Annotated in this window: 25 protein-coding genes; 12 read left to right on the top strand and 13 right to left on the bottom strand. The window is 70.1% G+C overall.

Translation table 11 applies throughout. From position 1 onward, the window contains the following. The first annotated feature begins 237 nt into the window (after positions 1-237). Positions 238-879, top strand: coding sequence for a hypothetical protein (locus ASE43_RS12095; protein ID WP_057160611.1), 642 nt, complete (start codon positions 238-240; stop codon positions 877-879). A gap of 502 nt (positions 880-1,381) precedes the next feature. Here the strand turns inward: ASE43_RS12095 and gcvH are convergent. The 6 genes from gcvH to ASE43_RS12065 form a co-directional block, all read right to left on the bottom strand. Beyond that, on the bottom strand, positions 1,382-1,777 hold the full coding sequence (gene gcvH, locus ASE43_RS12090) for a glycine cleavage system protein GcvH (protein ID WP_055903584.1): 396 nt from the start codon (positions 1,775-1,777) through the stop codon (positions 1,382-1,384). A 90-nt stretch (positions 1,778-1,867) separates the two neighbouring features. Next, positions 1,868-2,488 (bottom strand): 2-hydroxychromene-2-carboxylate isomerase, encoded by a 621-nt coding sequence (locus ASE43_RS12085; protein ID WP_057160610.1) that lies wholly within the window; start codon positions 2,486-2,488, stop codon positions 1,868-1,870. A gap of 8 nt (positions 2,489-2,496) precedes the next feature. Next, the gene (gcvT, locus tag ASE43_RS12080; protein ID WP_057160609.1) at positions 2,497-3,618 is read right to left on the bottom strand and encodes a glycine cleavage system aminomethyltransferase GcvT; all 1,122 of its coding nucleotides are present in this window, start codon (positions 3,616-3,618) and stop codon (positions 2,497-2,499) included. Positions 3,619-3,849: 231 nt separating this feature from the next. Then, complete coding sequence (locus tag ASE43_RS12075; protein ID WP_057160608.1) at positions 3,850-4,425, bottom strand: hypothetical protein; 576 nt, start codon at positions 4,423-4,425, stop codon at positions 3,850-3,852. A 34-nt stretch (positions 4,426-4,459) separates the two neighbouring features. Beyond that, on the bottom strand, positions 4,460-4,894 hold the full coding sequence (locus tag ASE43_RS12070; protein ID WP_056180002.1) for an NfeD family protein: 435 nt from the start codon (positions 4,892-4,894) through the stop codon (positions 4,460-4,462). A 9-nt stretch (positions 4,895-4,903) separates the two neighbouring features. Further along, a complete protein-coding gene (locus ASE43_RS12065; RefSeq protein WP_056179603.1) occupies positions 4,904-5,860 on the bottom strand; it encodes an SPFH domain-containing protein in 957 nt (318 codons plus the stop codon). A gap of 100 nt (positions 5,861-5,960) precedes the next feature. On the opposite strand from ASE43_RS12065, the gene ASE43_RS12060 reads away from it, so the two are divergent. The 3 genes from ASE43_RS12060 to ASE43_RS12050 are packed head-to-tail and all read left to right on the top strand — an operon-like array spanning position 5,961 to position 8,732. Further along, a complete protein-coding gene (locus ASE43_RS12060) occupies positions 5,961-6,557 on the top strand; it encodes a sigma-70 family RNA polymerase sigma factor (protein ID WP_235567222.1) in 597 nt (198 codons plus the stop codon). Further along, on the top strand, positions 6,550-7,419 hold the full coding sequence (locus ASE43_RS21845) for a hypothetical protein (RefSeq protein WP_057160607.1): 870 nt from the start codon (positions 6,550-6,552) through the stop codon (positions 7,417-7,419). The genes ASE43_RS12060 and ASE43_RS21845 overlap by 8 nt, the downstream gene beginning before the upstream one ends. A 35-nt stretch (positions 7,420-7,454) precedes the next feature. Beyond that, on the top strand, positions 7,455-8,732 hold the full coding sequence (locus tag ASE43_RS12050) for a PDZ domain-containing protein (protein ID WP_057160606.1): 1,278 nt from the start codon (positions 7,455-7,457) through the stop codon (positions 8,730-8,732). Positions 8,733-8,870: 138 nt separating this feature from the next. Here the strand turns inward: ASE43_RS12050 and ASE43_RS12045 are convergent, their stop codons facing one another. From ASE43_RS12045 to ASE43_RS12025, 5 genes are all read right to left on the bottom strand, one after another. After that, positions 8,871-9,815, bottom strand: coding sequence for a DUF6607 family protein (locus ASE43_RS12045; protein ID WP_057160605.1), 945 nt, complete (start codon positions 9,813-9,815; stop codon positions 8,871-8,873). A 55-nt stretch (positions 9,816-9,870) separates the two neighbouring features. Continuing rightward, positions 9,871-10,398, bottom strand: coding sequence for a hypothetical protein (locus tag ASE43_RS12040; RefSeq protein WP_057160604.1), 528 nt, complete (start codon positions 10,396-10,398; stop codon positions 9,871-9,873). A gap of 52 nt (positions 10,399-10,450) precedes the next feature. Further along, positions 10,451-12,766: a TonB-dependent hemoglobin/transferrin/lactoferrin family receptor gene (locus ASE43_RS12035; RefSeq protein ID WP_235568707.1), complete on the bottom strand. Its 2,316-nt coding sequence runs from the start codon at positions 12,764-12,766 to the stop codon at positions 10,451-10,453. A 212-nt stretch (positions 12,767-12,978) separates the two neighbouring features. Next, the gene (locus ASE43_RS22605; protein WP_235567239.1) at positions 12,979-13,113 is read right to left on the bottom strand and encodes a hemin uptake protein HemP; all 135 of its coding nucleotides are present in this window, start codon (positions 13,111-13,113) and stop codon (positions 12,979-12,981) included. Between the two features lie 225 nt (positions 13,114-13,338). Then, positions 13,339-14,307 (bottom strand): aldo/keto reductase, encoded by a 969-nt coding sequence (locus ASE43_RS12025; protein ID WP_057160603.1) that lies wholly within the window; start codon positions 14,305-14,307, stop codon positions 13,339-13,341. 440 nt (positions 14,308-14,747) lie between these two features. On the opposite strand from ASE43_RS12025, the gene ASE43_RS12020 reads away from it, so the two are divergent. The 8 genes from ASE43_RS12020 to dusB all read left to right on the top strand — a co-directional run bounded on the left by ASE43_RS12020 (position 14,748) and on the right by dusB (position 24,006). Continuing rightward, positions 14,748-15,323, top strand: coding sequence for a TMEM165/GDT1 family protein (locus ASE43_RS12020; RefSeq protein WP_057160602.1), 576 nt, complete (start codon positions 14,748-14,750; stop codon positions 15,321-15,323). Positions 15,324-15,430: 107 nt separating this feature from the next. After that, entirely contained in the window at positions 15,431-16,567 is a 1,137-nt protein-coding gene (locus ASE43_RS12015) for a GGDEF domain-containing protein (protein ID WP_056179574.1), read from the top strand. A 141-nt stretch (positions 16,568-16,708) separates the two neighbouring features. Further along, positions 16,709-18,085 (top strand): nucleoside transporter C-terminal domain-containing protein, encoded by a 1,377-nt coding sequence (locus ASE43_RS12010; RefSeq protein ID WP_056179571.1) that lies wholly within the window; start codon positions 16,709-16,711, stop codon positions 18,083-18,085. Positions 18,086-18,088: 3 nt separating this feature from the next. Beyond that, positions 18,089-19,054 (top strand): ribokinase, encoded by a 966-nt coding sequence (locus tag ASE43_RS12005; RefSeq protein WP_057160601.1) that lies wholly within the window; start codon positions 18,089-18,091, stop codon positions 19,052-19,054. A 196-nt stretch (positions 19,055-19,250) separates the two neighbouring features. Next, complete coding sequence (locus ASE43_RS12000) at positions 19,251-21,374, top strand: TonB-dependent receptor (protein ID WP_057160600.1); 2,124 nt, start codon at positions 19,251-19,253, stop codon at positions 21,372-21,374. A 28-nt stretch (positions 21,375-21,402) separates the two neighbouring features. Next, the gene (locus ASE43_RS11995) at positions 21,403-22,497 is read left to right on the top strand and encodes a PepSY-associated TM helix domain-containing protein (RefSeq protein ID WP_057160599.1); all 1,095 of its coding nucleotides are present in this window, start codon (positions 21,403-21,405) and stop codon (positions 22,495-22,497) included. 92 nt (positions 22,498-22,589) lie between these two features. Next, positions 22,590-22,925, top strand: coding sequence for a YegP family protein (locus ASE43_RS11990; RefSeq protein WP_056179558.1), 336 nt, complete (start codon positions 22,590-22,592; stop codon positions 22,923-22,925). Positions 22,926-23,007: 82 nt separating this feature from the next. Continuing rightward, positions 23,008-24,006 (top strand): tRNA dihydrouridine synthase DusB, encoded by a 999-nt coding sequence (gene dusB / locus ASE43_RS11985; RefSeq protein ID WP_057160598.1) that lies wholly within the window; start codon positions 23,008-23,010, stop codon positions 24,004-24,006. Positions 24,007-24,070: 64 nt separating this feature from the next. Here the strand turns inward: dusB and ASE43_RS11980 are convergent, their stop codons facing one another. Both ASE43_RS11980 and ASE43_RS11975 read right to left on the bottom strand, forming a co-directional pair. After that, a complete protein-coding gene (locus ASE43_RS11980) occupies positions 24,071-24,520 on the bottom strand; it encodes a PEGA domain-containing protein (RefSeq protein ID WP_200943999.1) in 450 nt (149 codons plus the stop codon). A gap of 207 nt (positions 24,521-24,727) precedes the next feature. Beyond that, a complete protein-coding gene (locus ASE43_RS11975; RefSeq protein WP_057160597.1) occupies positions 24,728-25,777 on the bottom strand; it encodes a metal-dependent hydrolase in 1,050 nt (349 codons plus the stop codon). Between the last annotated feature and the right edge of the window lie 78 nt (positions 25,778-25,855).

The following is a 25,855-nucleotide window of genomic DNA, read 5'->3' as shown; positions in this document are numbered from 1 at the left end:
AGAACGATTGCGTTTTCGCGAGGGAAACGAATCCTGCGTCCACCGTTTTGACTGTCCGGGCGGAGGTTCGTTTTTTGCTGCGCGTTGTCGCGTTCGTTGTACTCACTCTCTTCCGCAGGAAACGTCTGCTGGGCGAAACCTAATCACGCTTTTTCGCACTGTCAACAACTCCGGCAAAATTTTTTCCGGGCCGGCCTCCGCCGCCCCCGCCGGAAATCGTCGTCGGCGACCACGTCAATGCACGACGATCGCGCGCACGACAACGCATCGTTTTTTTTCGAACACGCTGAAAGCTATATTTGGCGCGGCTTCCAGCGCATCGAAATTTTTTTATCGCGCGCGCGCGTCGCATCGCGCGCGTCGCGACGCAGCGCGTTCGAGCGCGTTCCGAGCGCCCATTCGCGCCCGTCGGCGGCGCCGCCGAAAGGCGCCGGGTTTCGCGCCGCACAAGCCGATTTGCGCGAAAGTGCGCGAACTTTTTCCGCCGCCGCGGACGCCGACCGCGACCGCCGCGGCGGCGCGAGCGGCGGCGTCGACACGTTCGCGCGAACTCGCCGACGGCGGACGCGCGCGGCGCCGATCGTCGGCGCGCGTGCCGGCGCGCACCTCGCCCGCGGCCGTTCGAGAAGCTCGCGACGCACGCACGCGAACGCTGAAAACAAGGGGTTTTCGACGGAACGCCGGATCGTCGCGCGGGCGCGACGCCAGCCGCGTCCGCCGACTCGGCGGGCGCGCGAGCGGATCGCGACGACGCCGACGCGCCCCAACCGCCCCGCGCGCGACCGACTCGGACGCTCGACGGCGCCGCATCGGCGCGTCGGACCGGCTTCGACGGCCGCGCGCGGACACGCGGCCGCCAAGCCGACGCGAGCGCGTTGAGTGCGTGAGGAGCGGGTGAAGCGGCTCGCCGCGACGATCGCGCGGGTCGCCGCGCGCGTCGGCGACCGCCCGCGAACGCGCCGCGCAGCCGGTGTCGCGTCTCGCGACGGCGCCGGCGAAGGCGCTCTTGCGCCGGCGCGAACGTCGGAGCGCGGAGCGCGCGATGGCCGCCACGATCGCGTCATCCCCGCCCGCCGACGCCCACGCCCACGTCGTCGGCGCTCCGATCGCGCGCGCAAGCCTCGATCGGCGCGGCGAAGGCGTCCCCGCCGTTCGTCCGCGGTCGGCGCGTAGCAGGCTTCGGAGCGCGCGCAGGTCCTGTGGCCGGTCGCGTGGCGGACGCGTCCTCGAAGGGCGCGAGGAGTGCCTGGCGCACGCCGCGCGGCGCGCGGCTCCGGAAACGCGAACGGCCGCACTAGGCGGCCGTTGCGTGGGCAGGATCCGCGTGGCGGTCCGGCCATACCCGGGCGCGGACCGCGAAGGTCCGGCGACGCGGGCTTACTCAGTGATCGTCGTCTTCGAGCAGCTCGGCGTAGTCGTCCGGCGCCAGCAACTCGTTGAGCTGATCGGGCTCCTCGACCTCGACGGTGAAGATCCAGCCTTCGCCGTAGGCGTCTTCGTTGATCGTCTCCGGCTTGTCGGCCAGGGCGGCGTTGACGGCGGTGACGGTGCCGCTGATCGGCGCGTAGACGTCGGAGGCGGCCTTCACCGACTCGACGACGGCGCAGGCGGTGCCGGCCTCGACGCGGTCGCCGATGTTCGGCAGCTCGACGTAGACCAGGTCGCCGAGCAGGCCTTGGGCATGGTCGGAGATACCGACCGTGACCTTGCCGTCGCCTTCGACGCGGGCCCACTCGTGGGATTTCATGAACTTCAGATCGCCGGGGATTTCACTCATGGCTGGCCTCGAACTCTGCGGGGGCGGCTGGGGAATTGCGCCTAGTTTAGCGGCGCTGACGCAACATGCGAGAGGGTGCGGACACGGAGGTCACGCTACCCGGAATGGCGCGCGGCCGCTGAGCAGGGCCTGACGCAGATCGTCGACGCGATCCTGGCCCCAGAACGGCTCGCCGTCGAGGACGTAGCCGGGCAGACCGGGCAGGTCGGCGGCGATCGCGTCGTCGGTGTTGCGCTGGTAGGCGGCGACGCTATCGGCGCCGTCGGCGGCGGCGAGCACCGACGAGGCGTCGAAACCGTGACGGGCTAGCAATTCCGCCAGCACCGCCGGGGCGGCGATGTCGGCCTCGTGCGCCCACAGCGCGCGGAACGCGGCGTCCATGTACGCGGCCGGGTCGGCGCCGGCGGCGACCAGCGCGATCGCGCAGCGGTCGGCCAGGCCGGGATCCAGCGGGAAGTGCTTGGGCGCCAGGTTCAGCGGCAGGCCGCGGCGTTCGCGCCAACGCTGAAGCTCGACCAGACGGTAACGCTGACGCGCGGGCGCGCGCTGGCCCAGGGGCAGCCCGCCGTTGGCCTTGAACAGCTCGAAGATCCGCGCCGGCCGATAGACCACTTCGGCGCCGGCCTCGCGCGCCGCGTCCAGGAACGCGGCGTGACCCAGGTAGGCGTAGGGCGAGATCAGACTGAAGTAGTAGTCGACGCGCGCGGCCATGCCCGTGCTCAGCCCAGCACGCCGTCCTGGGGCTGGCCGTCGCGCACGAACGGGAACTTGACCACGCGCACCGGCACTTCCTTGCCGCGAATGTCCACGCGCACCTGGCCCGGCTCGCCGGCCGGCACGCGCGCGAACGCGATCGACTTGTTCAGCGTGGGCGAGAAAGTGCCCGAGAGGATTTCGCCGTCGCCGTTGGCGGTCAGCACCTTCTGGCCGTGGCGCAGCACGCCCTTCTCGTCCATCACCAGGCCGATCATCTGGCGCGGGGCGCCGGCGGCCTTCTGCTGCTCCAGCGCGGCGCGGCCGATGAAGTCGCGCGGCGTTCCATCAGCGCTCCCGTCCAGCGCCACCGTCCAAGCCAGCGCGGCCTCGTAGGGCGACACGCCGTCGTCCATGTCCTGGCCGTACAGATTCATGCCCGCTTCCAGGCGCAGGGTGTCGCGCGCGCCCAGGCCGGCGGCCTTCACGCCCGCGGCCAGCAGCGCGTCCCACAGCGCGACCGCGGCGGTTTCCGGCACCACCACCTCGAAGCCGTCTTCGCCGGTGTAGCCGGTGCGCGCGACGAACAGCGCGGTGCCGTCCAGGGTCTGGGCCTCGCCGGCGACGAACTTGCCGAGCTTGCCGATGCGCGCGCGGTCCTCCTCGCGCAGCAGGCCGATCACCTTGTCGCGCGCGTTCGGGCCCTGCACCGCGATCATCGCGTAGTCCGGGCGCTCGGTGACCTGCACGTCGAAAGCGCGCGCCTGCTCGCCGATCCAGGCCAGGTCCTTTTCGCGGGTGGCGGCGTTGACCACCAGGCGGAAGAAATCCTCGGCCAGGAAGTACACGATCAGATCGTCGATCACGCCGCCCTGCGGATTGAGCATGCAGGTGTAGAGCGCCTTGCCGGACTTTTGCAGCTTGTCGACCGAGTTGGCGACCAGGTGGCGCAGGAAATCGCGGGTGCGCGCGCCACGCAGATCGACCACGGTCATGTGGCTGACGTCGAACATGCCGGCGTCGCGGCGGACCTGATGGTGCTCCTCGATCTGCGAGCCGTAGCTGATCGGCATGTCCCAGCCGCCGAAGTCGACCATCTTGGCGCCGAGTGCGCGGTGGGCGTCGTTGAGGATGGTCTTCTGGGTCATGAGCGGCGGGGCCTGGACGGTGGGGAGCCCGGGATTATCCCATGGAGAACCGCTGCGATGCGCCCTGGGCCACGGTACGCCGGCGCATGGATGCGGGCCTACGTCAGCGCCAGCGATGCGAACGCAAGTCGCGATGCGCGTTGCGGTTGTCGTCGCAGGTGGAATCCGATCGCGGCTCACGCCGCTCCCACAGGAAGCAGGTTGCAGGAAGCAGGCTGGGGCGACGGGCGCCTACTCGGCGCCGAAGCCTTCGTTGTAGCAGCGCACGCTGGCCGGCGGCACGTCGACGAACTTGCCGCTGTCGCGGTCCAAACGCACCGCCCAGCGCCGCGCCTCGAACATTTCCTGCGCGGCGGCGTCGGGCACCGCGGTATCGACGATGGCGATCAGGCCCGGATCGTCGACGCCGTCGCGCTGGCAGGTCGCGACCGAGACGTACTCGCCACGCTTGAGCTTGGGATAGGGCACCACGTCGGTGATCTTCCAGCGCGGCTCGTTGCCTTCGCGGCCGGCGAACTCGCCGGCGTAGAACTTCAGCGAACGGTCCTCGGCGTCGTCCAGGGTGCCGATCGAACGCGCGCAGATCTGTTCGGGCGCGCTACCCGAGCCGACGCAGCTGCCGGTGTTGGATTTCAGCCCGTCCGGGTACGGCGGCACCACCCGGCCGATCCAGCTCGGCGCCGGCGCCGCAGCGGGCGCCTGCGTGGTCGCCGCCACAGGCGGACCGGCCCAGGCCGGGCACGCCAGGGCCCAGGCCGCGAGCGCTACCAGGCCACTGCCGATCCATTGGGCTTCACGCCGCTTCATCGCATCCCCTTCCGCGCACGCTCGCGGAGCCGCACTATTCGACCGCCTCGACCCGCAGGCTCATGCCCTCGCTGGCGACCACGCGCACGTTGGCGCCGGTCGGGAGTTCGGGACCGATCACTTCCCAGTACGCGTCGGCGATCTGGACCCGGCCGCGGCCCTGGACGATGGCGCGGTCCAGCGCGACCACGCGCCCGACCAGTTGCTCGCCGCGACGGTTCAGCGCCGGCTGGTCGCTGCTGCGCTCGCGGCCGCGGAACCAGACGCGGTAGATCTGGATCGACAGGAAGCTCAACACCACGAAGGCCGCGACTTGCGCCAACACCGGCATGCCGGGAAACACCAGCACGCCCACGAACACCGCGGCCGCCGCGAAGCCCAGCCAGAGCATGAACGCTCCCGGCGCCAGCGCTTCGGCCGCGAACAACAGCAGGGCCACCGCGGCCCAGGTCACGATCTGCCAATCCAGACGCATCGCTCAGCCTCCCGTGCGCGTCGGCACCGGCGGCACGGCGGCGCGTCCGCCCTGGCGCTCCAGCGCTTCCTTGGCCAGCTCGGCGATGCCGCCCAGCGAACCGATCACGCCGGCCGACTCCATCGGCATCATCACGAACTTCGCGTTCGGCGCCTCGGCCAGCGACTTGAAGGCCTCGATGTACTTCTGCGCCACGAAGTAGTTGATCGCCTGCACGTTGCCCTGGGCGATCGCGTTGGACACCATCTCGGTCGCCTTGGCCTCGGCCTCGGCCAGACGCTCGCGCGCCTCGGCCTCGCGATAGGCGGCCTCGCGCTTGCCCTCGGCCTCCAGGATCGCGGCCTGCTTGTCGCCTTCGGCGCGCAGGATCTCGGACTGGCGATGGCCTTCGGCCTCCAGGATGTTGGCGCGCTTCTCGCGCTCGGCCTTCATCTGACGCGCCATCGAATCGACCAGGTCGCGCGGCGGCTGGATGTCCTTGAGCTCGATGCGGTTGACCTTCAGGCCCCAGGGATGGGTGGCCTGATCCACCGCCACCAGCACCTTGGCGTTGATCTCGTCGCGGCGCGACAGCGATTCGTCCAGGTCCATCGAACCGATCGAGGTACGGATGTTGGTCATGACTAGGTTCAGGGTCGCGACCTCGAGCTGGGCGACCTCATACGCGGCCTTGGCCGCGTCCAGCACCTGGAAGTAGACGACGCCGTCGACCTTGACCACGGCGTTGTCCTTGGTGATGACGTCCTGCGACGGCACATCCAGGACCTGCTCCATCATGTTGATCTTGCGGCCGACGCCGTAAACCACGGGGATCAGGAAATGCAGCCCCGGGGTCATGGTGTGGGTGTACTTGCCGAAGCGCTCGACGGTCCATTCGTAGCCCTGCGGCACCATGCGCACGGTCTTGAACAGGATGATCACGCCGGCTACCAGCAGCACGACGATCAGAATCGGTCCCATGGTGTCCCCTCCTTATAGATAGGCGGAGTATAGGCGTCCGCCAGCGGCTGCGACGGTTTGCCGCCCGGCCGCATCCAGTCCGGTAATGACAGCCCGACCCATGCCCGCCACGTCCAGCTTCGCGATCGATGTGCCCGATGCCCTGCTCGCCCGTGCGCGCGCCGGCGAGCGGGCCGCGTTCGAGCAGATCTACCGCTGGTTCGAGCGCCCGGTCTACACCCTGGCGCTGCGGATCCTGGGCGGCAGCGGCGGCGATCGCGAGGAGGCTTCGGAAGTGCTGCAGGACACCATGCTCAAGGTGCTGGGCCGGATCCAGGACTTCCGCGGCCAGGGCGGCGGCGGCGACAGCCCGTTCTGGGGCTGGCTGCGCCAGATCGCGATCAACGAAGCGTTGATGCGCCTGCGCAGCCAACGCCGGCACGAACATGCGCTGGTGTTGGAGGACGACCGCCTCGCCGACGAGCATGCGCCACCGCCGCCGGCCGCCGCCGACGCCGCGGCTTTGGGACGCGCTCTGGCGCAGCTGCCGGCCGCCACCCGCAGCGTGCTCTGGCTGTACCACGCCGAGGGCTATACCCACGACGAGATCGCGGCGCTGATGCAGCGCACGCCCAGCTTCTCCAAATCCCAGCTCGCGCGCGGCGGACGCCGCCTGCGCGAATTGCTGGAACCCACCAAGGAGGCCTCCCATGCCTGACGCCAGTTCCCGTCACGGCCCGCCCCCGCCGCCGCAGGACTGGGCCGGCGCGTTCGCCGCGCTGCCCGCCGAGACGCCGCCCGCGGACGGCTGGTCGCGCCTGTCCGCGGCCCTAGACGCGCGCGGCACCGCAAGCGCACCGCGCGACCCGCGCCTCGCGCGCCGCCGGCGCTGGCCGCAATGGGCCGTGGCGGCCGCGTTGTTCGGTCTGGTCGTCGCGCTGCCGATCGCGCGCATGGGCGATGGCGAGCGGCCGGCGCAGGACGCCGCGCGCACCGCCGCCACGACCGCGCCCGCCGCATCCGCGGCTGGCGCGCCGCGCACCGATGCGCCCGCATTGACCGCACCCGAACGGCGCGACCCGCCCGCCGCCACGACCGCACCGGCCACCGCCGTCGCGAGCGCCGACGCGATCCGCAGCGAGGCCACGCCGCCACGCAAGCTCGCCTCCGCCCACCGGCCGCGGGGCAAGGCCGTGCGCCGCGACGGCGCGCCTGCGCCCGCGCTCGCCGCGACCGACACCCCGGCCGACGCCGACGCCGCGATCGCTGTGGACAGCGCCGACATCACCGCGATCGCGCGCTGGCAGTCCGAGTCGGCGCAACTGGAAGCGCTGGTGGCGCTGGCGCGCGACGAACGCGTCGGCAACGCGGGCGCGACCTTGATGAGCGCCGATCTCGACAGCCAGATCGGCGTGATCGATGCCGCCCTGCGCCAGGACGCGCTACCGCTCGCGCAACGCGCCTCGCTGTGGGAGCAACGCGTGCAGACGCTGCGCGACCTGGCCGGTGTCGAGAGCACCCAACGCTGGCTCGCCGTGCACGGCGAGCGCTACGACGGCGCGCTGGTGCGCGTCGACTGATCCCTACGTCTCGTCCACTTCATCCAGAGGTCCGTATGACATCCCGCCGCCTCCGCATCACCGCGCTCGCGTTCGCGATCGCCGCGACCGTCGCCTCGGTGGCGATCGCCCAGGACGCCCAGGTGCGCACGCGCACCATGGTCGCCAGCAAGAGCGACGCCAAGACCGACGCCGAACTCAAGGCCGCCATGGACGAGTTGCGCCAGGCTCAGCGCCGGGTCGCCGAACTGGCGCGCGCGCGCGGCGAAAGCGCGCGCGGCCAGGCCGAACTCGCGCGCGAAAGCGCCGGCCTGGCGCGTCTGTCCGCGATCGACGCGCAACGCCAGGTGGTGATCCGCCAGACCGAACGCCGGCCGCTGCTGGGCGTGGTCCTGAACGCCGATCCCAGCGCCGGCGCGCGCATCGTCGCGGTCACCCCCGACAGCGCGGCGGCCAAGGCCGGCCTGCGCAGCGGCGACCGCATCGTCAGCGTCAACGGCACCGCCTTGCGCGGCAGCGACGGCGAAACCCGCCTGGCCGCGACCCGCTCGGCCCTGGATGCGCTGGACGTGAAGGTGCCGGTCGCGATCGACTACGAGCGCGACGGCCGCAAGAGCACGGTCCAGGTCACCCCGCGGCTGGGCGAGCACGTGCTGGTGTTCGACAGCGACGACGGCGGCATGCTCACGCCCGACGGCGACGTGGTCATGCGCCGCTTCGCCTTCGACCCCGAAAACGCCAAGAACTTCGCCTACGACATGCAGCAGGTGCCGGCGATCAAGCAACGCGTGCGCGAGGAGATCGCGCGCCTGGGCCCGATCGCGACCTGCAAGAAGGGCGAGGACTGCCCGACCCCGGCGCTGATCGAAGCCTTCCGCTGGAACGGCCTCAACCTGGCCTCGGTCGATCGCGGCCTGGGCCGCTACTTCGGCGCCGATCGCGGCGTGCTGGTGCTCAGCGCCGGCGCCGATCTGGCCGGCCTGGAGCCGGGCGACGTGATCCGCAGCATCGAAGGGGTGGCCGTGAGTACGCCGCGCGATGCGATGGAGGCCTTGCGCGCGCGTCCGGACGGCAGCGAGGTCTCGGTCGCCTATCTGCGCGACCGCAAGGAAGCCAGCACGCGGATCAAGGTGCCGCGTACCGTGCGCCTGTTGCTGCCGGCGCCGCCGGCACCGCCCGCGCCGCCCGCACCGCCGATGAAGCCGCCAGCACCTCCCGCGCCGCCCGCTCCGCCGATAGCGGCACCCTCGGTCGCCGCACCGGCACCACCGCCGCCTCCTCCGCCGCCGCCCCCGGTTCCGCCGCCGCCCCCGACGCCGCCGGTTTTGGTCTGAGTCGATCTCGCTTACGCGAACGGCGTCCCTCGGGACGCCGTTCGTTCATGGCATCCAGCGCAGACCTCGCATCGCCAGCCGGATCCCGGCAAACCGATTCAAACCCGCGCACCGCTCGCCCGCGCAGCGACCTCGGCGCTACTCCCGCGGCGCCGCCTCCACCCATTTGGCGAACACCGCATCGATCTCCTCGTCGGCGACCGCTTTGCCCTGCTCCAGGCTGCCGGCCTGTTCGAACAGCGGAATGATCATCGCCATGCCGTCGATCTTGGTCTTCAGATGCACGCCCGGCGCCTGGCCCAGAAAGCCGTCCCAACGCTGGCGCACCTTGGCCCAATAGCCACGGGTCGCGTCCCAGTAACGGTAGGCCGGTTTGAAGTCCACGTCCCGGGTCTTCTGGTAATCGTTGAAACCGAACTCGCGCGCCAACTCGACCTGGCTGCCGTCGGGTTTGCGCAGCACCTTGGTGTTGAACTGCTCGTGGGTCCAGCCGCCCGGCGTGAGGGTGTGGCGGTTGATCGCCGACACCGCGTTGTAGTCGCTGCGCTTGGTGTACTCGCGGCGCGGCAAAGGCCGCCAGCTCAGGTCGCTGGTCCAGGTGGCGATGCCATTGCGGTACTCCCAGCGGCCGGTACCGCAGTAGCGCGGCGCATCGCTGACCTCGAACACGCATTGGGTCCAGGCGCCGCGATTGAGCTCGGCCGGAATCGCGCGCACCTGCCAGGTCTGGTCGGCGCTGAACTCGAAGCGCGTGGGCGCTTCGTAGGTCCAGTCCTGACGCCAGTGCTTGGTGACGTGGCCGCTCTTGCCGTCGACCAGGATGTGCTGCAGGACGATCCGGGTCGGGCTGTTCTCGACCACGATCACGGTCTCGTTGCCGCCGCTGCGCATGGCCGGCGCGCGCTCGTAGCCGGGCCGCAGCAACACGGTTTCGTCGAAGGCGAAATCGACGATGTACTCGCCCTGCATGGCCAGGATCGAGGCGCGGTCGCGCGCGGTATCGGCCGCGGCGGGCGCCGCGGCGAAGGCTGGCGTTGCCGCGCAGGAAAGCGCCAGGCAGGCGGCTAGCGGTCGGAGCTTCATGGATGGGTTCTCGCTTGAGGACACGGATGGAAAGAAAGAGAAAAAGCGCCGTCGCTCACCGCGACGCGGGCGCAGGCGCGTTGGAGAGGTCGGATGCGGCGCGACGCGCCATGCAGCAGCAGGTGTCCGGCCCGGTCCGCAGCGTCGCGCCTTCCGCGACGGCGATGCGGCGCGCGTGTTCCAGACCCAGCGCCGAAGGTTCGCTGGCGTCGGCGACCAGGATGCGGCGGCCGGCGGGGTCGCTGGCCAATTGCAGGCGCAGGGCCTGCGCGTTCCAGCCGCCGAGCCAGCCTCGCAAGGCGCGCGCGAGGCGGCCCCGATTGCGCTCGGCGTCGGCCGCGGGCAAACCGGCGACCGCCAGATCCCAGGCCAGGAAATCGCTATCGGGCAGCAGGTGCAGGCGCCAGCACGCGCGTCCGCGCGCATCGCGGAACACGATGGCTTCGCCTGCCGCCCCAACACCTTCGCCGATGCGGCGCTGCGCGCTCACGCTGGCCAGCCAGCCGGCCAGCACGTCGCGCTGACGGCGCGGGTACAGGCACAGCACCGTCGCGACCGCAGCCAGCCGCTCGGGCGCGGGCAATGCGCCCGCGTCCGTGCTCCCCGCCGTTGGCGATCGCGCGGCGCGCATGCGCTTACCAGTTCACCGCCAGGCTCACGCCCAGGTTGCGGCCGGAGGCGCTGTAACGGTCGATGGTGGCGCTGGTCGAGGCCAAGGTGCTGGGCAGATCGCCGCCGTCCCAGTACTTCTTGTCGCCCAGATTGAACACGCCGACGTTGACCTGGGCGCCCGGCGCGAAGCTGAAGTGCGCGAGCAGGTCGAGTACGCCGTAGCCGGGTGCGGCGAACAGGCCGGCCTGCGGCAGGTCGCGCTTGCGGCGCGCGAAACGCCCGGCGAGTTCGACGCCCCAATCTTCGCGGTCGTAGGCCAGGCCCAGCGAGCCGCGCAGCGGATCGATCGACGACAGCGCCGCGCCGGTGCCGCGGTCCTCGCCCTTGGACCAGGCCGCGGCGCCGCGCAGCGACCAGCCGGCCAGCGCGGGCGAGAATGCGCCGAACTCGACGCCGCCGCGCAGCTCGACGCCGCGGATCTCGGCTTCGGCCACGTTCTGCGACTGGAACACCATCAGGCCCTGGGCGTTGTTGCCGATGTAGCGCTGCGATTCGATGAAGTCGTCGTAGCGGTTGTAGTAGGCCGAGGCCTCGACATAGACCGCCTCGCCCGAATAGCGCAGACCCAGTTCGACGCCGTTGCTGGTCTCGGGCTTGAGATCGGGATTGGGGATGGCGGTGTAGCCGAACTGCAGATTGGTGAAGCCCAGGTTGACGTCGTTGTAGGGCGGCGCGCGGAAGCCGTGCTGGTAGCCGCCGAACAGCGACCAGTCTTCGGCGAAATGCCAGACCGCGCCCAGCTTCGGCGACACCGCGGTTTCCTTGAGCCGGCTCACCGCCACGCCCGGGTTGTCGCCGACGAAGATCGGATCCAGTTCGGGCTTGAGTTCGTAACGGTCCACGCGCAGCGCCGGCACCAGCCGGAACGCGCCGTCGGCGAAACGGATCTCGTCCTGCATGAACAAGGCCGCGACCGTGGTTTCGCTGACCGGGAAATCGCGCACCGGAAACACGTCCGGCGAGATCGTCTTGGTGATCACGCCGGTGGTCAGGTTGGTGGCCTGGCCGTCGCGCTTCTGGCGGGTGTCGGTGCGGCTGTACTCGAACCCGTAGGTCAGCGTGTGCGCGACCGCACCGGTGGCGAAGTCCTTGTGCAAGGTGGCCTCGGCGCCGACGGTGCGCTGGTCGAAGTTGAACTCGCGCTCGCGTCGGGTCGGGCTGGTCGGGCGGCCGCCGATCAGGGTCACGCGCTCCTCGGTGGTGCGCTGGGTGGTCTCGCTGTCCTGGCGGTAGATCTGCCACTGCAGCGAATCGGCGAAGGCGGCGTCGAGCGTATCGATCTCGTGCGCGAACGACACCCGCGCGCGGGTCTGACGATCGTCGCCCAGCAGCGACAAGGTGCGCACCGTCGGCGCGCCCGGCGCGCTCAGGGCGTTGCCGCGCGCGCTCAGCACGTCGGTGTCGGTCTGGTCCTCGTTGCCTTCCACAGTCAGCTTGAAGCGCTGGTGGGCGCTGGGCGCGAACACCAGCTTGGCCAGCAGGCTGCGGCCGTCGCTGTCCTGCGGGTTGGCGGCGGTGCGGGTGGCGTCGTCGCTGCGGCGTGTGCCCATGCTTTCGGTTTCCTTGCCCTGGCGGTGGCCGACCGCGACCAGACCGGACCAGCGCTCGCCGCCGAAGGCCGCGGTGGCGCCGCCGAACAGGCCGCTGTTCTCGCCCTGATAGCCGAGCTTGAAGCCGAAGTAGCTGCGCTTGCCGTCGAGCAGATAGTCGGACGGGTCCTTGGTGACGAAGGACACCACCCCGCCCAGCGCGTCGGAGCCGTACAACGCGCTGCTCGGGCCGCGCACGATCTCGACCCGCTTGAGCGTGTCCAGATCGACGAAGTTGCGATTGGCGTTGGAGAAGCTGCCGATGTTGAAGCTGTCGGACACCGAGATGCCGTCGGTCTCCACGCGCACGCGGTTGCCGCCGAGACCGCGGATGCGGATATCGCCGATGCCGAAGCGGCCGACCACGTTGCTCACGCCGATGCCGGGCTCGTAGCGGAACAGGTCCTTGAGATCGCGCACGATCTCCTCGTCCATGCGCTCGCGGTCGATCGCGGTGACCACCGCCGGCACGTCCTGCGCCTCGCGCTCGGTGCGGGTGGCGGTGACCACGATGCGTTCGAGCTCGCGCGCGCCGGCACCGGAACCGTCGGGCGATTCGCCGTCCGCCTCGGCGGGCGCAGCCGGCGCGGTGGCCGGCAGGGCCAGCATCAGGGCCAACGCGAGGGCGCTGGGGACGTAGGGAGTGCGGATGGAACGGCGCGGGCCGGCGATGCGGTGGAGGCGATGCATGGAGTCAGACTCGAAAGGTGGTTTCGGAGGCTGGCTGGCATGCCGTGCGGGCGTTGCTGGCGACCTGGAGAGAGCATTGGCTGCGCCGTCCTTGGCGCGGAATCCGATGAGCGCGGCGCATGGCCGAGGCGCAACCGGCATGGCATGGCCGCACCGCCTCCCGTCCTTGGGAACGCGGCGCGGCCATGCCGCACGGCTACCGCGGGCGGCTCTTACTTGGTGAGGATCAGCTTGTCGTTGCGGGTATGACGCAGGCGATAGACCTCGCCGCCGTGGCGGATCAGGACTTCGCGCGCGCCGCGCAGGAGCGCGCCGCTTTCGACCAGCATCGCGTTGGCCGCCGACACCGCGGGGGCGGCTACGGCGGCGGCGACGACCGGGGGGAGGGAGCGATCAGTACGAGGTTTGAGCTGCAACACCGGCTGGCGCAGGGACATGGCAGGTGACTCGATCGGGATTCGAGTTTGATGATAATGATTCTCATTTGCGAGTCAACACCCGTTTGCGCCGTTGGTCGGGCGCAAGCGGGCGGCACCCGGTCGCCAGGGTGCCGGATCGGCCTCGACGAAGGCTCAGGCGGTGGCTTTTTCGACGCGGTCCCAATCCGGCTCGGAATAGCGGTCGACCAGTTCCAGGGCTTGCAGGTTCTGCAGCAGCTGCTCGGGACGGGTCGCGCCCAGGATCACGCTGGACACGTGCGGATTGCGCAGGCACCAGGCGATCGCCAGCGGCGCCGGCTCGGCGCCCAGCTCGCGCGCGACCGCGGTGTAGGCGCGCGCGCGCTCGATCCGGCGCTGCTCCGGACTGAGCACGCTGCGTTGCAGCCAGCGGTAGTCCTCGTGGTTGAGGCGCGAATCCTCGGGCACGCCGTCGTTGTACTTGCCGGTCAGCAAGCCCGAGGCCAGCGGCGACCAGATCGTGGTGCCCAGGCCGAGCTCGGCGTAGAGCGAGGCGTATTCCAGCTCGACGCGCTCGCGATGGAACAGGTTGTACTGCGGCTGCTCCATGGTCGGCGCATGCAGATGCTGCTGGCGCGCGATCTTGTGGGCCTCGCGGATCTGCGCGGCCGACCATTCCGAGGTGCCCCAATACAGCACCTTGCCCTGGCGGATCAGCGCGTCCATCGCCCACACGGTTTCCTCGATCGGCACGTCCGGATCGGGGCGATGGCAGTAGTACAGGTCCAGATGATCGACACGCAGGCGCCGCAGCGCGCCGTGGCAGGCCTCGGTGACGTGCTTGCGCGACAGGCCCTTCTGGGTCGGCAGCGGATCCGCGGCGGAGCCGAACATCACCTTGCTGGACACGCAATAGCCGTCGCGCGGCAGGCGCAGGTCGGCGATCACGTCGCCCATCACCCGCTCGGCCTCGCCGTTGGCGTAGCCCTCGGCGTTGTCGAAGAAATTGACGCCGTGGTCCCAGGCGGCGGCGATCAACTCGCGCGCCGGGCCGCGCCCGATCTGGGTGCCGAAGGTGACCCAGGCGCCGAAGGACAGCGCCGACAGTTGCAGACCGGAGGAACCCAGGCGGCGGTAGTGCATGACGTGCTCCGATGACGTTCGTTCAGGTACGCATGCTAACCGGGCGGGCGTTAGGGCAGTAACTAGAGAAGGGCAGGAACCAGTAACGAGTAAAAGCGGCTCCTACTAGCTACTAGTTACTGCTCTTTTAGTTACTGCTTTCCACTCGTTCCTGCCTTCCATCGTTAAGCCACGGCCCGTCGCAACCCGCTACAATGCCCGCACTTCCTCCTCCGGGGAGTAGCCCACCCGCCGCCGATCCGGCATGCGGGGACCTGCGTCAACACACTTGGCCCACCGGCCATGGCGCAGGAGCGGCAGCCAGCGTGAGACTTCGCGTCCGCGCCAGCGACCACGGGCAAGACCGAAGGCAGGCGTTGCGCGATTACTCAGGCGAGAGCCGGGTCGGGCCGTGCAGCGTTTGCCTTCGCCTCCGCGCGAAGCCCGGCCCCGGAGTTCCCATGGATACCTTCCCGCTGGCCACCGCCGCCCTGTCGACCGGCACGGTCGCGCTCGCCGAAATCGGCGACAAGACCCAATTGCTGGCCCTGCTGCTGGCCGCTCGCTTCCGCCGCCCCTGGCCCATCGTCGCCGGCATCCTGGTCGCGACCCTGCTCAACCACGCCCTGGCCGCCTGGCTGGGCGCCCTGGTCGCGCAGTGGCTGCAACCCTCGACGCTGCGCTGGATCGTCGCCGGCAGCTTTCTGGCGGTGGCGTTGTGGACGCTGAAGCCGGACAAGCTGGACGGCGAAGGCGAGCGCCTGCCCGCGCGCGGCGCCTTCATCGCCACCACCATCGCCTTCTTCGTCGCCGAGATCGGCGACAAGACCCAGGTTGCGACCGTGCTGCTGGCCGCGCGCTATTCGCCGCTGTGGGAAGTCGTGGCCGGCACCACGGCGGGCATGCTGCTGGCCAACGTGCCGGTGGTGCTGCTGGGCAGCCGCTTCGCCGACCGCCTGCCGCTGAAGGCCGCGCGCACGGTCGCGGCGGTGGTGTTCGCGGCGCTGGCGCTGTGGGTGGCGGTGCGCGGGATCTGATTCGGGCCCGCGCGGCCCGGATCCGGCAGGGCCGCGACGCGGCGGCGGGCGCCCTGCCCTCGCCGCCGCACGCGCGCTATGCTCGGCGGGCTCAACGGGGAGACACCATGCACGCCACGGGCGAACGCCTGCGCGACATCGCGGTATCGCTGTTGTCGCGACCCGACGAGATCATGCTCGAGATCGGCGCCGGCGGCGAACTGCTGGTCGCGCGCCTGCGCGCCGTACTCGCGGCGATGCTGCTGATACTGCCGCCGCTCAACGCGATCGGCGGCGGCACCATCCAGGAAACCCTGATCGGCCTGGGCGGGGCGATCTTCGTCAATGTGTTCGCGCAGCTGTGGCTGGCGCTGGCGCGGCGGCCGCGACGCTACCGCTGGCTGCCGTTCGCGACCGCCGCCTTCGACGTCACCGCCACCACCCTGGTGCTGATCGCACTGGCCCTGCAGCACCTGCCGGCCGGCCTCAACAGTCTGATCGTGTGGTGCGGCTACCTGCTGTCGATCGTGCTCACCGCGCTGCGCAGCGACGGTCGCGTGACCCTGTTCGCGGGCGGCCTGGCGATCGTGCAATACACCGCGCTGGTGCTGGCGGTATTCGGCCTGGCGTCCTCGCCGGAGCAGCTGATTTCCAGCGATTACGGCGCGGTCACCCCCGGCGGCCAGGGCCAGCGCGTGGTGCTGCTGATGATGGCGGCCCTGATCACGGCCATGGTCGTGTACCGCATGCAGCGCCTGATCGAGATGTCCGGCACCGACGGCCTGACCCGGCTGCCCAACCGGACCTGGCTGGTGCACCGCATCCAGCGCCTGTTCGACGCCGTGCGCCACGACGGCGGCAGCCTGACCCTGGCCCTGATCGACCTGGACCACTTCAAGCGCATCAACGACGACAACGGCCACCATGCCGGCGACCGCGCCCTGCGCCACGTGGTTTCGGTGCTGCGCGAGCAGTCCGGCTCGACCGAATGGCTGGTGCGGCTGGGCGGCGAGGAATTCGTGCTGCTGCTGCGCAAGCCCCTGGGCACGGCCTGGGAGCAGGTCGACGCGATCCGCCAGGTCCTGGCCGAGCGCCCGTTCGAGCCCAGCCGCGGCGCCGAGCCGCTGTACCTGACCTTCAGTGCCGGCCTGGCCGGCTACCCGCAGGAGGGCTCGGACCTGTCGCGCCTGCTGCGCCGCGCCGACCGCCGCCTGCAGCAGGCCAAGCAGCAGGGCCGCAACCGCGTGGTCGCGCGCGACACCTGAACCGGGCGCGCGGCTTGCCGCGACGCGGACCCGTGGACTAGGCTGCGCCTCCGGCCGCGAAAAAGGCCGGCGGCCGCGCTCGGCGTGGTCCAATAACGATAATTTCGCCGCCGGGGTCCCGGACGGCTCGGGGAGAACTGAGTGGATTCGATCGTCCGGGTGTTATTCGGCCTGTTTGGTTTGGCGGTGCTGGTCGGCATCGCGTGGCTGTTCTCCAACAACAAGCGCCGGGTCGACTGGAAGCTGGTGGCGACCGGCGTGTCGCTGCAGATCGCGTTCGCGTCGCTGGTGCTGCTGGTGCCGGGCGGCAAGGACGTGTTCGATGGGATCGGCCATGGCTTCGTGACGGTGCTGAGTTTCGTCGGCGAGGGCTCGAAGTTCATCTTCGGCGGCCTGATGGACATCAACACCTACGGCTTCATCTTCGCCTTCCAGGTGCTGCCGACCATCATCTTCTTCGCCGCCCTGATGGGCGTGCTGTACCACTTGAACGTGATGCAGGCGATCGTGCGCGGCATGGCCTGGGCGATCACCAAGGTCATGCGCGTGTCCGGCGCCGAGACCACCAGCGTCTGCGCCAGCGTGTTCATCGGCCAGACCGAGGCGCCGCTGACCGTGCGCCCCTACATTCCGAAGATGACCGAGTCCGAGCTGATCACGATGATGATCGGCGGCATGGCCCACATCGCCGGCGGCGTGCTCGCGGCCTACGTCGGCATGCTCGGCGGCGGCGACCCGGAGCAGCAGGCGTTCTACGCCAAGCACCTGCTCGCGGCCTCGATCATGGCCGCGCCGGCGACCCTGGTGGTCGCCAAGATTCTGATCCCCGAGGTCGGCGAACCGCTGACGCGCGGCACGGTCAAGATGGAAGTGGAGAAGACTTCCAGCAACATCATCGACGCCGCCGCGGCCGGCGCCGGCGACGGCCTGCGCCTGGCGCTGAACATCGGCGCGATGCTGCTGGCCTTCATCGCCCTGATCGCGCTGGTCAACGGCCTGATCGGCGGCGTCTGGGCCTCGCATCTGATGATCCCCAGTGGGTACGACACCGCCCATAGCCAGTTCACCTACTGGCTTGCGCCCAGCCTGCAGGACGGTTGGTTCTCGCTGTTCGGCACGCGCCCGGAACTGTCGCTGCAATCGCTGCTGGGCAACCTGCTGGCGCCGCTGGCCTGGGTGATCGGCGTGCCCTGGCAGGACGCGACTACGGTCGGTTCGCTGATCGGTCAGAAGGTCGTCATCAACGAGTTCGTCGCCTATCTGCAGCTGGCCGACATCGTCAACGGCAAGACCGCCGGCGTGTCGCTTACCGATGAAGGCCGCCTGATCGCGACCTACGCCCTGTGCGGTTTCGCCAACTTCAGCTCGATCGCGATCCAGATCGGCGGCATCGGCGGCCTGGCCCCCGAGCGTCGCGCCGACTTGGCCCGCTTCGGCCTGCGCGCGGTGCTCGGCGGTTCGATCGCGACCTTCATGACCGCGACCATCGCCGGCGTGCTCACCCACTTCTCGTCCTGAACCATGAGCAAGGTCGTCGTCGTCGGTTCCTTCAACGTCGATCACGTCTGGTCGGTCGCGGCGCTGCCGCGACCCGGCGAGACCCTGGCCGGGCAGTACCACACCGGCCCAGGCGGCAAGGGTTTCAACCAGGCCACCGCCTCGGCGCGCGCCGGCGCCAGCACCAGCTTCGTGTGCGCGCTGGGCGAGGACGCGGGCGGCCAGCTCGCACGCGCGCTGGCTACCGCCGACGGCATCGACCTGCGCGACCTGCGCAGCGACGCGCCGACCGGCACCGCCGGCATCTACGTCGATCGCGACGGCCGCAATTCCATCGTGATCGGTCCCGGCGCCAACGCCGAACTGTCGACCGTGTTCGTGGATCTGCAACGCGAAGCCATCGCCCAGGCACGCGTGGTGCTGGGGCAGCTGGAATCGCCGCCGGCCTCGGTGGCGGCCGCGTTCGCGCATGCGCGCGGCGTCGGCGCGCTGGCCCTGCTCAATCCGGCCCCGGCCGACGCGGTGGTCACGCCGGAGCTGTGGGCGCTGGCCGACGTGGTCACGCCCAACGAAACCGAGTTCTGCGCCCAGCTCAAGCGCCACACCGGCGCGGTGGTCGATCCCGAGCGCCTGGCCGCGCTGGCCGACGACGAGCTGCACGCCGACTGCCGGCGCCTGCTGCCGCACGGCAGCGTGGTGGTGACCCTGGGCTCCGCCGGCTGCTTCGTCTCGCATGCCGACGGCCGCCTGCACGGCGACGCGCAGGCCTGTTACCGGGTCGCCGCCGCACCGGTGCGCGCGGTCGACACCACCGGCGCCGGCGATGCCTTCAACGGCGCCCTGGCCGCGTCCCTGGCGCGCGCGCCCGACGCCGCCTTCGCCGACCACGTGGCCTACGCCACCCGCTACGCCGGCCTGTCCACCGAGCGCTCCGGCGCCGCCTCGGCGATGCCGCGCGACAGCGAGCTGCGCGCGCGCTTCGGCGCGTAAACACGGCGGGCCGCGGCCCGCTTTCCGCCTGGCAAGCGCCCCAGCCCTCGCCATACGCCAGGCGCACGGGAACGCCCCCGCATGTCTCAAAGCCCGCCGTAGCCAACGCCGAGCTGCCAGCCGACCCCACCTCCTGCTGTCAAATGAGAATAACTCGCATTATCATAGCGGTCCCCTGCAGTTCCCGGACTCGGTAATGCCTCCTCGTCACCTGCTCGCCAGCGCCCTGCTGGCCGCCCTCGCCGCGCCCGTCGCCCACGCCGCCGACGCGGCCACCGACCTCGACCGCGTCACCGTCTCGGCCAGCACCAGCCGCATGCCGAATTCCGAGGCCGCGCTGCCGAACACGATCACCGTGATCGACCAGGAGCAGCTGCGCCAGCAACTCGCGGTCACCCAGGACATCTCGCAGGTGCTGGCCAACCTGATCCCCTCGTTCTCGCCCTCGCGCCAGAAGCTCACCAACGGCGGCGAGACCCTGCGCGGGCGCAAGCCGCTGTACCTGGTGGACGGCGTGCCGCAGTCCACGCCGCTGCGCGAAGGCGGACGCGACGGCCACACCGTCGATCCGGCCATGATCGAACGCATCGAGGTCATCCACGGCGCCAACGCGCTGCAGGGCCTGGGCGCCTCGGGCGGCATCATCAACATCATCACCAAGCGCGCCCCGCGCCAGGACGGCGAAACGTTCCAGGACGTCAGCATCGGCGCCAGCACCGCGCTGCCGAACCGCAGCGACAGCACCGGCTATCGCGCCTCCTATCTGTTCGGCACCCGCAGCGGCGCCTTCGATTTCGTCGGCGGCCTGTCCTACGCCAGCGAGGGCCTGTACTACGACGGCAACGGCGACGCGATCGCGGTCAACGACATCCAGGGCGACCTGATGGACGCGCGCAGCCACAACCTGTTCGCCAAGTTGGGCTGGGAACTCGACGACGAGCGCCGCCTGCAACTCACCGCCAGCCGTTACGAGCTGCAGGGCAACAACGACTACATCACCGTCAACGGCAACCTCGCCACCGGCCAGCTCGCGACCTCCGCGCGCGGCAGCCGCGAGGGCGAAGGCGCGCGCAACCGCTCGACCTCGGTGGCGCTGGACTACAGCGACAAGTCGCTGGCCGGCGGCTATTTCCAGGCGCAGGTGTACTGGGTGGACTTCAACGGCCTGTACGGCGCGTCCGACTGGGGCGACTTCTGGCGCGACGGCCGCGACCTCCACTGGTGGGACCAGTCGCAGAACGTGTCCGAGAAGCTCGGCGGCAAGTTCAGCTGGTCGCGCGACAACCTGTTCGACCAGCGCCTGCGCGTGACCCTGGGCCTGGACTGGGGCCGCGACACCACCTATCAGGAACTGGTGGTGGCGCGCATGAACTGGGTGCCGGAAACCCAATACGAATCCTGGTCGCCGTTCGTGCAGGCCGAGTGGTGGCTCACCGACAAGATCATGCTGACCGGCGGCCTGCGCTACGAGCGCGGCAAGCTCAAGGTCGACGACTTCACCACCATTCCCGCCAACGCCGGCGGCAGCCGCTTCGTCGCGGGCGGCACGCCCAAGACCAGCGAGACCCTGCCGAACTTCGGCGTGGTGTTCGAGGCCACCGATTCGCTGAAGTTCTACGCCTCCTACGCCGAGGGCTACACCGTCGCCGACATCGGCCGCGTGCTGCGCGGCATCACCGCGCCGAACCAGCGCGTCGACCAGCTGGTGGATCTGTCGCCGGTGGTGTCGGACAACCGCGAGATCGGCGTCGATTTCGACAACGGCCGCTGGCTGGCGCATTTGGCCGCGTACTGGTCGGATTCCGATCTGGGCTCGCGCCTGGCTTTCGACACCGCCACCCAAAGCTACAACGTGGTGCGCGAACGCACCGAAATCCACGGCATCGAAGGCAACGTCGCGTTGCAGTTCTCCGAGGCCGGCCGCGTCGGCCTGGGCTACGCCGGCGCCAAGGGCCGCTACGACAGCAACGGCGACGACCGCGTCGACAGCGACCTGCCCGGCATCAACATCAGCCCCGACCGCGTGACCGCGTTCTGGGACCAGCGCTGGACGCCGACGATCTCCACCCGCCTGCAGGGCAGCCGCTCGCTGGACCGCGACTTCGACCTGCGCGGCACGCAAGTCGCCAGCGCCGACGGCACCACCACCGTCGATCTGCAGGCGCGTTTCGCCCTGCCGCTAGGTAGCCTGAGCCTGGGCATCGAGAATCTGTTCGACGAGCAGTACATCACCTACCACTCGCAGAGCACGCCGCGCGCCGACACCTATGTCGCCGGTCGCGGGCGCGTGTTCAGCGCGAGCTGGTCGCACCGTTTCTAAGCGCAAGCCCACACCATTCGAGCCCAGCATGACGTCGCGCCAGGCATCCCATCCGATCAAGCGCCGCCTGCGAGCGACGCTGAAGTGGCTGCATCTGTGGCTGGGCCTCGGCGCAGGCCTGGTGTTCGCGCTGGTCGCGCTGTCGGGCACCGTGCTGGCGTTCCAGCGCGAGCTGCTGGCGTGGTCGCATCCGCAACTGATCGAACACGCGCCGCCGTCGCCCGCACAGCGCGAAGCCGCGCTCGCGCGCATCGTCGCCGACTGGCGGGCACAGGGCCTGAGCTCGCTGGACCTGCCGAGCGCGCAGTTGCCGGTATGGCAGGGCTATTTCCCCGACGGCGAGCGCCGCTACTTCGACGGCGCCAGCGGCGAGCTGCTGTTGGTGCGCAACAAGGGCAACGACTGGGTGCTGTGGTTGCGCGACTGGCATACCCATCTGCTGAGCGGCAAAGCCGGCGAACAAGTGCTGGGCGTGGTCGGCCTGATCGCGCTGTTTCTGCTGTTGAGCGGTCTGTACCTGTGGTGGCCGCGCTGGTCCGCGCTCGGCGCGAGCTTGCGCTGGTACCGCGGCCCGCCGACCCGACGCTGGTTCAGCTGGCACCGCGGCGCCGGCGTGCTGTGGCTGCCGCTGACCCTGCTGGCGGTGCTGACCGGCGTCGGCATGGTCTACGACGGCGCCGCCCGCAGCGGCCTGCGTTTCGCGTTCGGCGACGGCGAAGACGCGCGCAAGCCGCCCAAGCTGGCCGCCAGCGCACGCGCGATCGATTGGCCGGCGGTGCTGCGTGCGGCCGACGGCCGCCTGGCCGGCGCCGAACTGCGCCGCATCGGCATGCCCAAGGCCGACAGCGGCCTGGTCTCGATCCGCATGCGCGCGGCAAGCGAATGGCACCCCGTCGGCCGCAGCGTGGTCTGGCTGGACCCCTACCGCGTGGCCGTGCTCGGCGTGCACGACGCCACCGCCCAGGACCGCGGCGCGCGCGTCAGCGAAGCCCTGTATCCCTTGCACGGCGGCTTCGTCGGCGGCCGGGTCTGGCAGGCGCTGGTCGCCTTCACCGGCCTGGTGCCGAGCTTCCTGCTGGTCACCGGCTTCCTGTTCTGGCGCCGTCGCACCGCCCGGCGCTGAGTGGCCCTGGCGGCCGGCTCCCGATGGACCGGTAACAAAGCCTGGTCTAGTGTGCTTGACTAGGGTCCTAACCCTTCCAAGGAGGAAACACGATGGCCGGCAAGTTCGAGATCAGCAAACGCTCCAACGGCGAGTTCCAGTTCGTGCTCAAGGCCGGCAACGGCCAGGTGATCCTGACCAGCGAAGGCTATGCGGCCAAGGCGTCCTGCACCGCCGGTATCGAGTCGGTGCGCAAGAACAGCCAGGATCCCAAGCGCTACGACCGCAAGACCGCCAGCAACGCCAAGCTCTATTTCAACCTGACCGCCACCAACGGCCAGGTGATCGGCACCAGCCAGATGTACGCCGACGAAAGCGGCCGCGAGAACGGCATCGCCTCGGTGACGCTGAACGCGCCGGGTGCCACGGTCGACGATCAGACCGACTGAGTTCCCTGCCCGGTCGGCTCAGGCCGGCCGGGCCCCTGAGCGCACGCGAAGCGGGCTGCCCGGCGCCCGCTACAATGGCCGCATGCGCATCGGTCCCCACGACATCGATCCCCGCGTGGTGCTGGCGCCGATGGCCGGCGTCACCGACAAGCCGTTCCGGGTGCTGTGCAAGCGTCTGGGCGCCGGTCTGTGCGTGTCGGAGATGACCACCAGCGACGCGCGCTTCTGGAACACGGCCAAGTCGCGTCACCGCATGGACCACAGCGGCGAACCGGCGCCGATCAGCGTGCAGATCGCCGGCACCGTGCCCGAGATCATGGCCGAGGCGGCGCGCCACAACGTCGACCACGGCGCCCAGATCGTCGACATCAACATGGGCTGCCCGGCCAAGAAGGTCTGCAACGCCTGGGCCGGTTCGGCGCTGATGCGCGACGAGGCCTTGGTCGGCCGAATTCTGGATGCGGTGGTGCGGGCGGTGGATGTACCGGTCACGCTCAAGATCCGCACCGGCTGGGATCACGATCAGCGCAACGCCTTGAACATCGCGCGCATCGCGCAGGCCGCGGGCATCCAGGCCCTGGCGGTGCACGGCCGTACCCGCGATCAGCAGTACACCGGCAGCGCCGAGTACGACACCATCGCCGCGGTCAAGGCGGAACTGCGCATCCCGGTGCTGGCCAACGGCGATATCGATACGCCGCACAAGGCCGCGATGGTGCTGGCGCGCACCGGTTGCGACGCGGTGATGGTCGGCCGCGCGGCGCAGGGGCGGCCGTGGATCTTCCGCGAGATCGCGCATTACCTGGCCCACGGCGAGCTGCTGGCGGAGCCGTCGCTGCGCGAGATCCGCGACTGGCTGCTCGGCCACCTCGAACACTTGCACGCGTTCTACGGCGAAGTCTCGGGCGTGCGCATCGCGCGCAAGCACCTGGGCTGGTACGCCAAGGACCGGCCCGAGAACGCCGCGTTCCGCGCCGTGGTCAATCGCGCCGAGAGCGCGGACGCACAGCTGCGCCTGACCCGCGACTACTTCGACGCGCTGATCGCCGGCGTGGCGCCGCAACTGCCCGCGGCGGCCTGATCGCGGGCTTCGCGACGGCTCGGCGCATGTCGCTCGAGCCGCCATGAACCCTGTCGCCAGGGCGTCAGCGCTTCTTCTTCGCCTTGCTTTTGCTCTGGGCGTATTCCTCCGGGGTCTGACCGCCCTCCGGCACCGCTGGAAAACTCGGCGCGGCGCAACCGGGCGTTTCCTCGACCAGCGTCACCGCGAGCGGGTTCGGACGCAGGTCCTTGGTGGCGCCGCTGGCGGCGTCCACGCCCACGCCGATCAGCCCTCCGACGAGCACGTTACCGGCCATGCCGGCCGCGCCCGAACCCGCGATCTGGCTGTGCACTTGAGTCAGCACCGGACGGAATCCGCTTTTGCACAGTTCCACGGCGAGCGGATACTTGCGCTTCAAGGTCAAGGTACACGGCGTTTCGCAGCGCTCGCCATTGGATAGCGAGACCGTCGCGCCGATCGGCGTGCTGTCGATGGTGAGCGCTTGCGTCGTGCCGCGCGTGATCGTGGCGCAACCGACGCTGGCCAGCGTCATGAAGACGCCCGTCGCCAACCCGAGTCGGCGTAGGAAAATCGGCATATTGTTCCCCTGTGCATGAAGGACGCATGCGTCCTGCGACCCCCAGTCGCGGTCGCATATCAGCACAGCGAATCGGCGCTAGCAACTGCGACGTACGCGCACGAAAACGCCCGCACGCAAAGCGCATTCGCTCTCAACATCAATGGCACACAACGTGTGCCTTCATTGCGCGGAGGGCGCGCCCGCGTCGGCTGTGCCGACGGCCGCCGCCGGCTCGTTCCAGATGCGCGTCCACATCGCCGGCAAACGATCGGCGGCCTGCCACGGCCATTGCAGCTGCTGCGCGGGCACCTCGCTCCAACCGTCGGCACCGCGCCGGGCGACCACGAAGCGAAAGTTGTAGTCCGGCTCCAGCCCCATGCGCAGATCGCTGAGCACCAGCTGGCCGTCGCGTTGCTCGGCCTTCATGAAGCCGTGGTTGAACCAGGCCAGACGCGCGACGGCCGGATACGCCGCGACCTGGCGATAGGCATCCACGTCGGAGCGGTAAGCCTGGAAACGCATGGGACCGCGATCCGCGTACAGCGAACGTTCGCCCTCCACATAGCCTTCCGGCGTCATCGCCACCACCCGCCACAGCAGGATGTTGAACGGCATCGGCACCGAGAAGCGCGGCGCATCGGCCAGGCCCATCGCCAGCAACGCCGGTTGCGCGGCGCGCTCGGTGCGCTGCTTGGCCCATAGCGAACCGCCCAGGTACAGCGTGCTCAAGGCCAGGCCCAACAGCAACGCCGGCTGCGCGCTGGCCTTCGCGCGCGCGAACCAGGCCCAGATGCAGGCCGCCAGCAGCCACACGGTGTAGAGCGGATCGATGATGAAGATGCTGGACCACATGACCGGTCGCACCGTCAGCGGCCACAGCAACTGCGTGCCGTAAACGGTGAACGCGTCCAGGATGGGATGCGTGAGCAAGGCCGCCTGCATCGCCCAGAACCAACGCCGCGGCGATTGCGCCACGCGGCCGCCGCGACGGCGGAACCAGGCCCACACGGCCCAGGCCACGAACGGCAGCACCAGCAGCGAATGGCTGAGGCTGCGGTGCCAGGTCATGCGCGCGACCGGATCGTCGGTGAGCAGGTTCACCGGTATCACGTCCAGGTCCGGCAAGGTGCCGAGGGCGGCGCCGGCCAGCAGGGCGGCGCGACGATGGCCGGCCGGGGCGATGGCGGCGCTGAGCGCGGCGCCGAGCACGATCTGAGTCAGGGAATCCATGCCCGCATGCTAGCGCGCACGGCGTTGCCGCTACGCGGGCGGCAGCGCCGCGTCGTACGCGTCGGTTCAGCGGCGGGC

The sequence above is a fragment of the Lysobacter sp. Root983 genome, assembly GCF_001429345.1.
Taxonomy (GTDB): domain Bacteria; phylum Pseudomonadota; class Gammaproteobacteria; order Xanthomonadales; family Xanthomonadaceae; genus Lysobacter.
The sequence above is the reverse complement of the archived record's forward strand: the minus strand, read 5'-3'. Positions and strand labels throughout refer to the sequence as shown.

Coding starts and splice junctions, on each gene's coding strand:
- ASE43_RS12050 (WP_057160606.1), top strand. CDS start 7,455: ATGACATCCCGCCGCCTCCGCATCACCGCGCTCGCGTTCGCGATCGCC.
- ASE43_RS12060 (WP_235567222.1), top strand. CDS start 5,961: ATGCCCGCCACGTCCAGCTTCGCGATCGATGTGCCCGATGCCCTGCTC.
- gcvH (WP_055903584.1), bottom strand. CDS start 1,777: ATGAGTGAAATCCCCGGCGATCTGAAGTTCATGAAATCCCACGAGTGG.
- ASE43_RS12095 (WP_057160611.1), top strand. CDS start 238: ATGCACGACGATCGCGCGCACGACAACGCATCGTTTTTTTTCGAACAC.
- ASE43_RS11995 (WP_057160599.1), top strand. CDS start 21,403: ATGACGTCGCGCCAGGCATCCCATCCGATCAAGCGCCGCCTGCGAGCG.
- ASE43_RS12005 (WP_057160601.1), top strand. CDS start 18,089: ATGAGCAAGGTCGTCGTCGTCGGTTCCTTCAACGTCGATCACGTCTGG.
- gcvT (WP_057160609.1), bottom strand. CDS start 3,618: ATGACCCAGAAGACCATCCTCAACGACGCCCACCGCGCACTCGGCGCC.
- ASE43_RS12015 (WP_056179574.1), top strand. CDS start 15,431: ATGCACGCCACGGGCGAACGCCTGCGCGACATCGCGGTATCGCTGTTG.
- ASE43_RS12025 (WP_057160603.1), bottom strand. CDS start 14,307: ATGCACTACCGCCGCCTGGGTTCCTCCGGTCTGCAACTGTCGGCGCTG.
- dusB (WP_057160598.1), top strand. CDS start 23,008: ATGCGCATCGGTCCCCACGACATCGATCCCCGCGTGGTGCTGGCGCCG.
- ASE43_RS12075 (WP_057160608.1), bottom strand. CDS start 4,425: ATGAAGCGGCGTGAAGCCCAATGGATCGGCAGTGGCCTGGTAGCGCTC.
- ASE43_RS12065 (WP_056179603.1), bottom strand. CDS start 5,860: ATGGGACCGATTCTGATCGTCGTGCTGCTGGTAGCCGGCGTGATCATC.
- ASE43_RS11980 (WP_200943999.1), bottom strand. CDS start 24,520: ATGACGCTGGCCAGCGTCGGTTGCGCCACGATCACGCGCGGCACGACG.
- ASE43_RS11990 (WP_056179558.1), top strand. CDS start 22,590: ATGGCCGGCAAGTTCGAGATCAGCAAACGCTCCAACGGCGAGTTCCAG.
- ASE43_RS12045 (WP_057160605.1), bottom strand. CDS start 9,815: ATGAAGCTCCGACCGCTAGCCGCCTGCCTGGCGCTTTCCTGCGCGGCA.
- ASE43_RS11975 (WP_057160597.1), bottom strand. CDS start 25,777: ATGGATTCCCTGACTCAGATCGTGCTCGGCGCCGCGCTCAGCGCCGCC.
- ASE43_RS21845 (WP_057160607.1), top strand. CDS start 6,550: ATGCCTGACGCCAGTTCCCGTCACGGCCCGCCCCCGCCGCCGCAGGAC.
- ASE43_RS12085 (WP_057160610.1), bottom strand. CDS start 2,488: ATGGCCGCGCGCGTCGACTACTACTTCAGTCTGATCTCGCCCTACGCC.
- ASE43_RS12000 (WP_057160600.1), top strand. CDS start 19,251: ATGCCTCCTCGTCACCTGCTCGCCAGCGCCCTGCTGGCCGCCCTCGCC.
- ASE43_RS12020 (WP_057160602.1), top strand. CDS start 14,748: ATGGATACCTTCCCGCTGGCCACCGCCGCCCTGTCGACCGGCACGGTC.
- ASE43_RS12035 (WP_235568707.1), bottom strand. CDS start 12,766: ATGCATCGCCTCCACCGCATCGCCGGCCCGCGCCGTTCCATCCGCACT.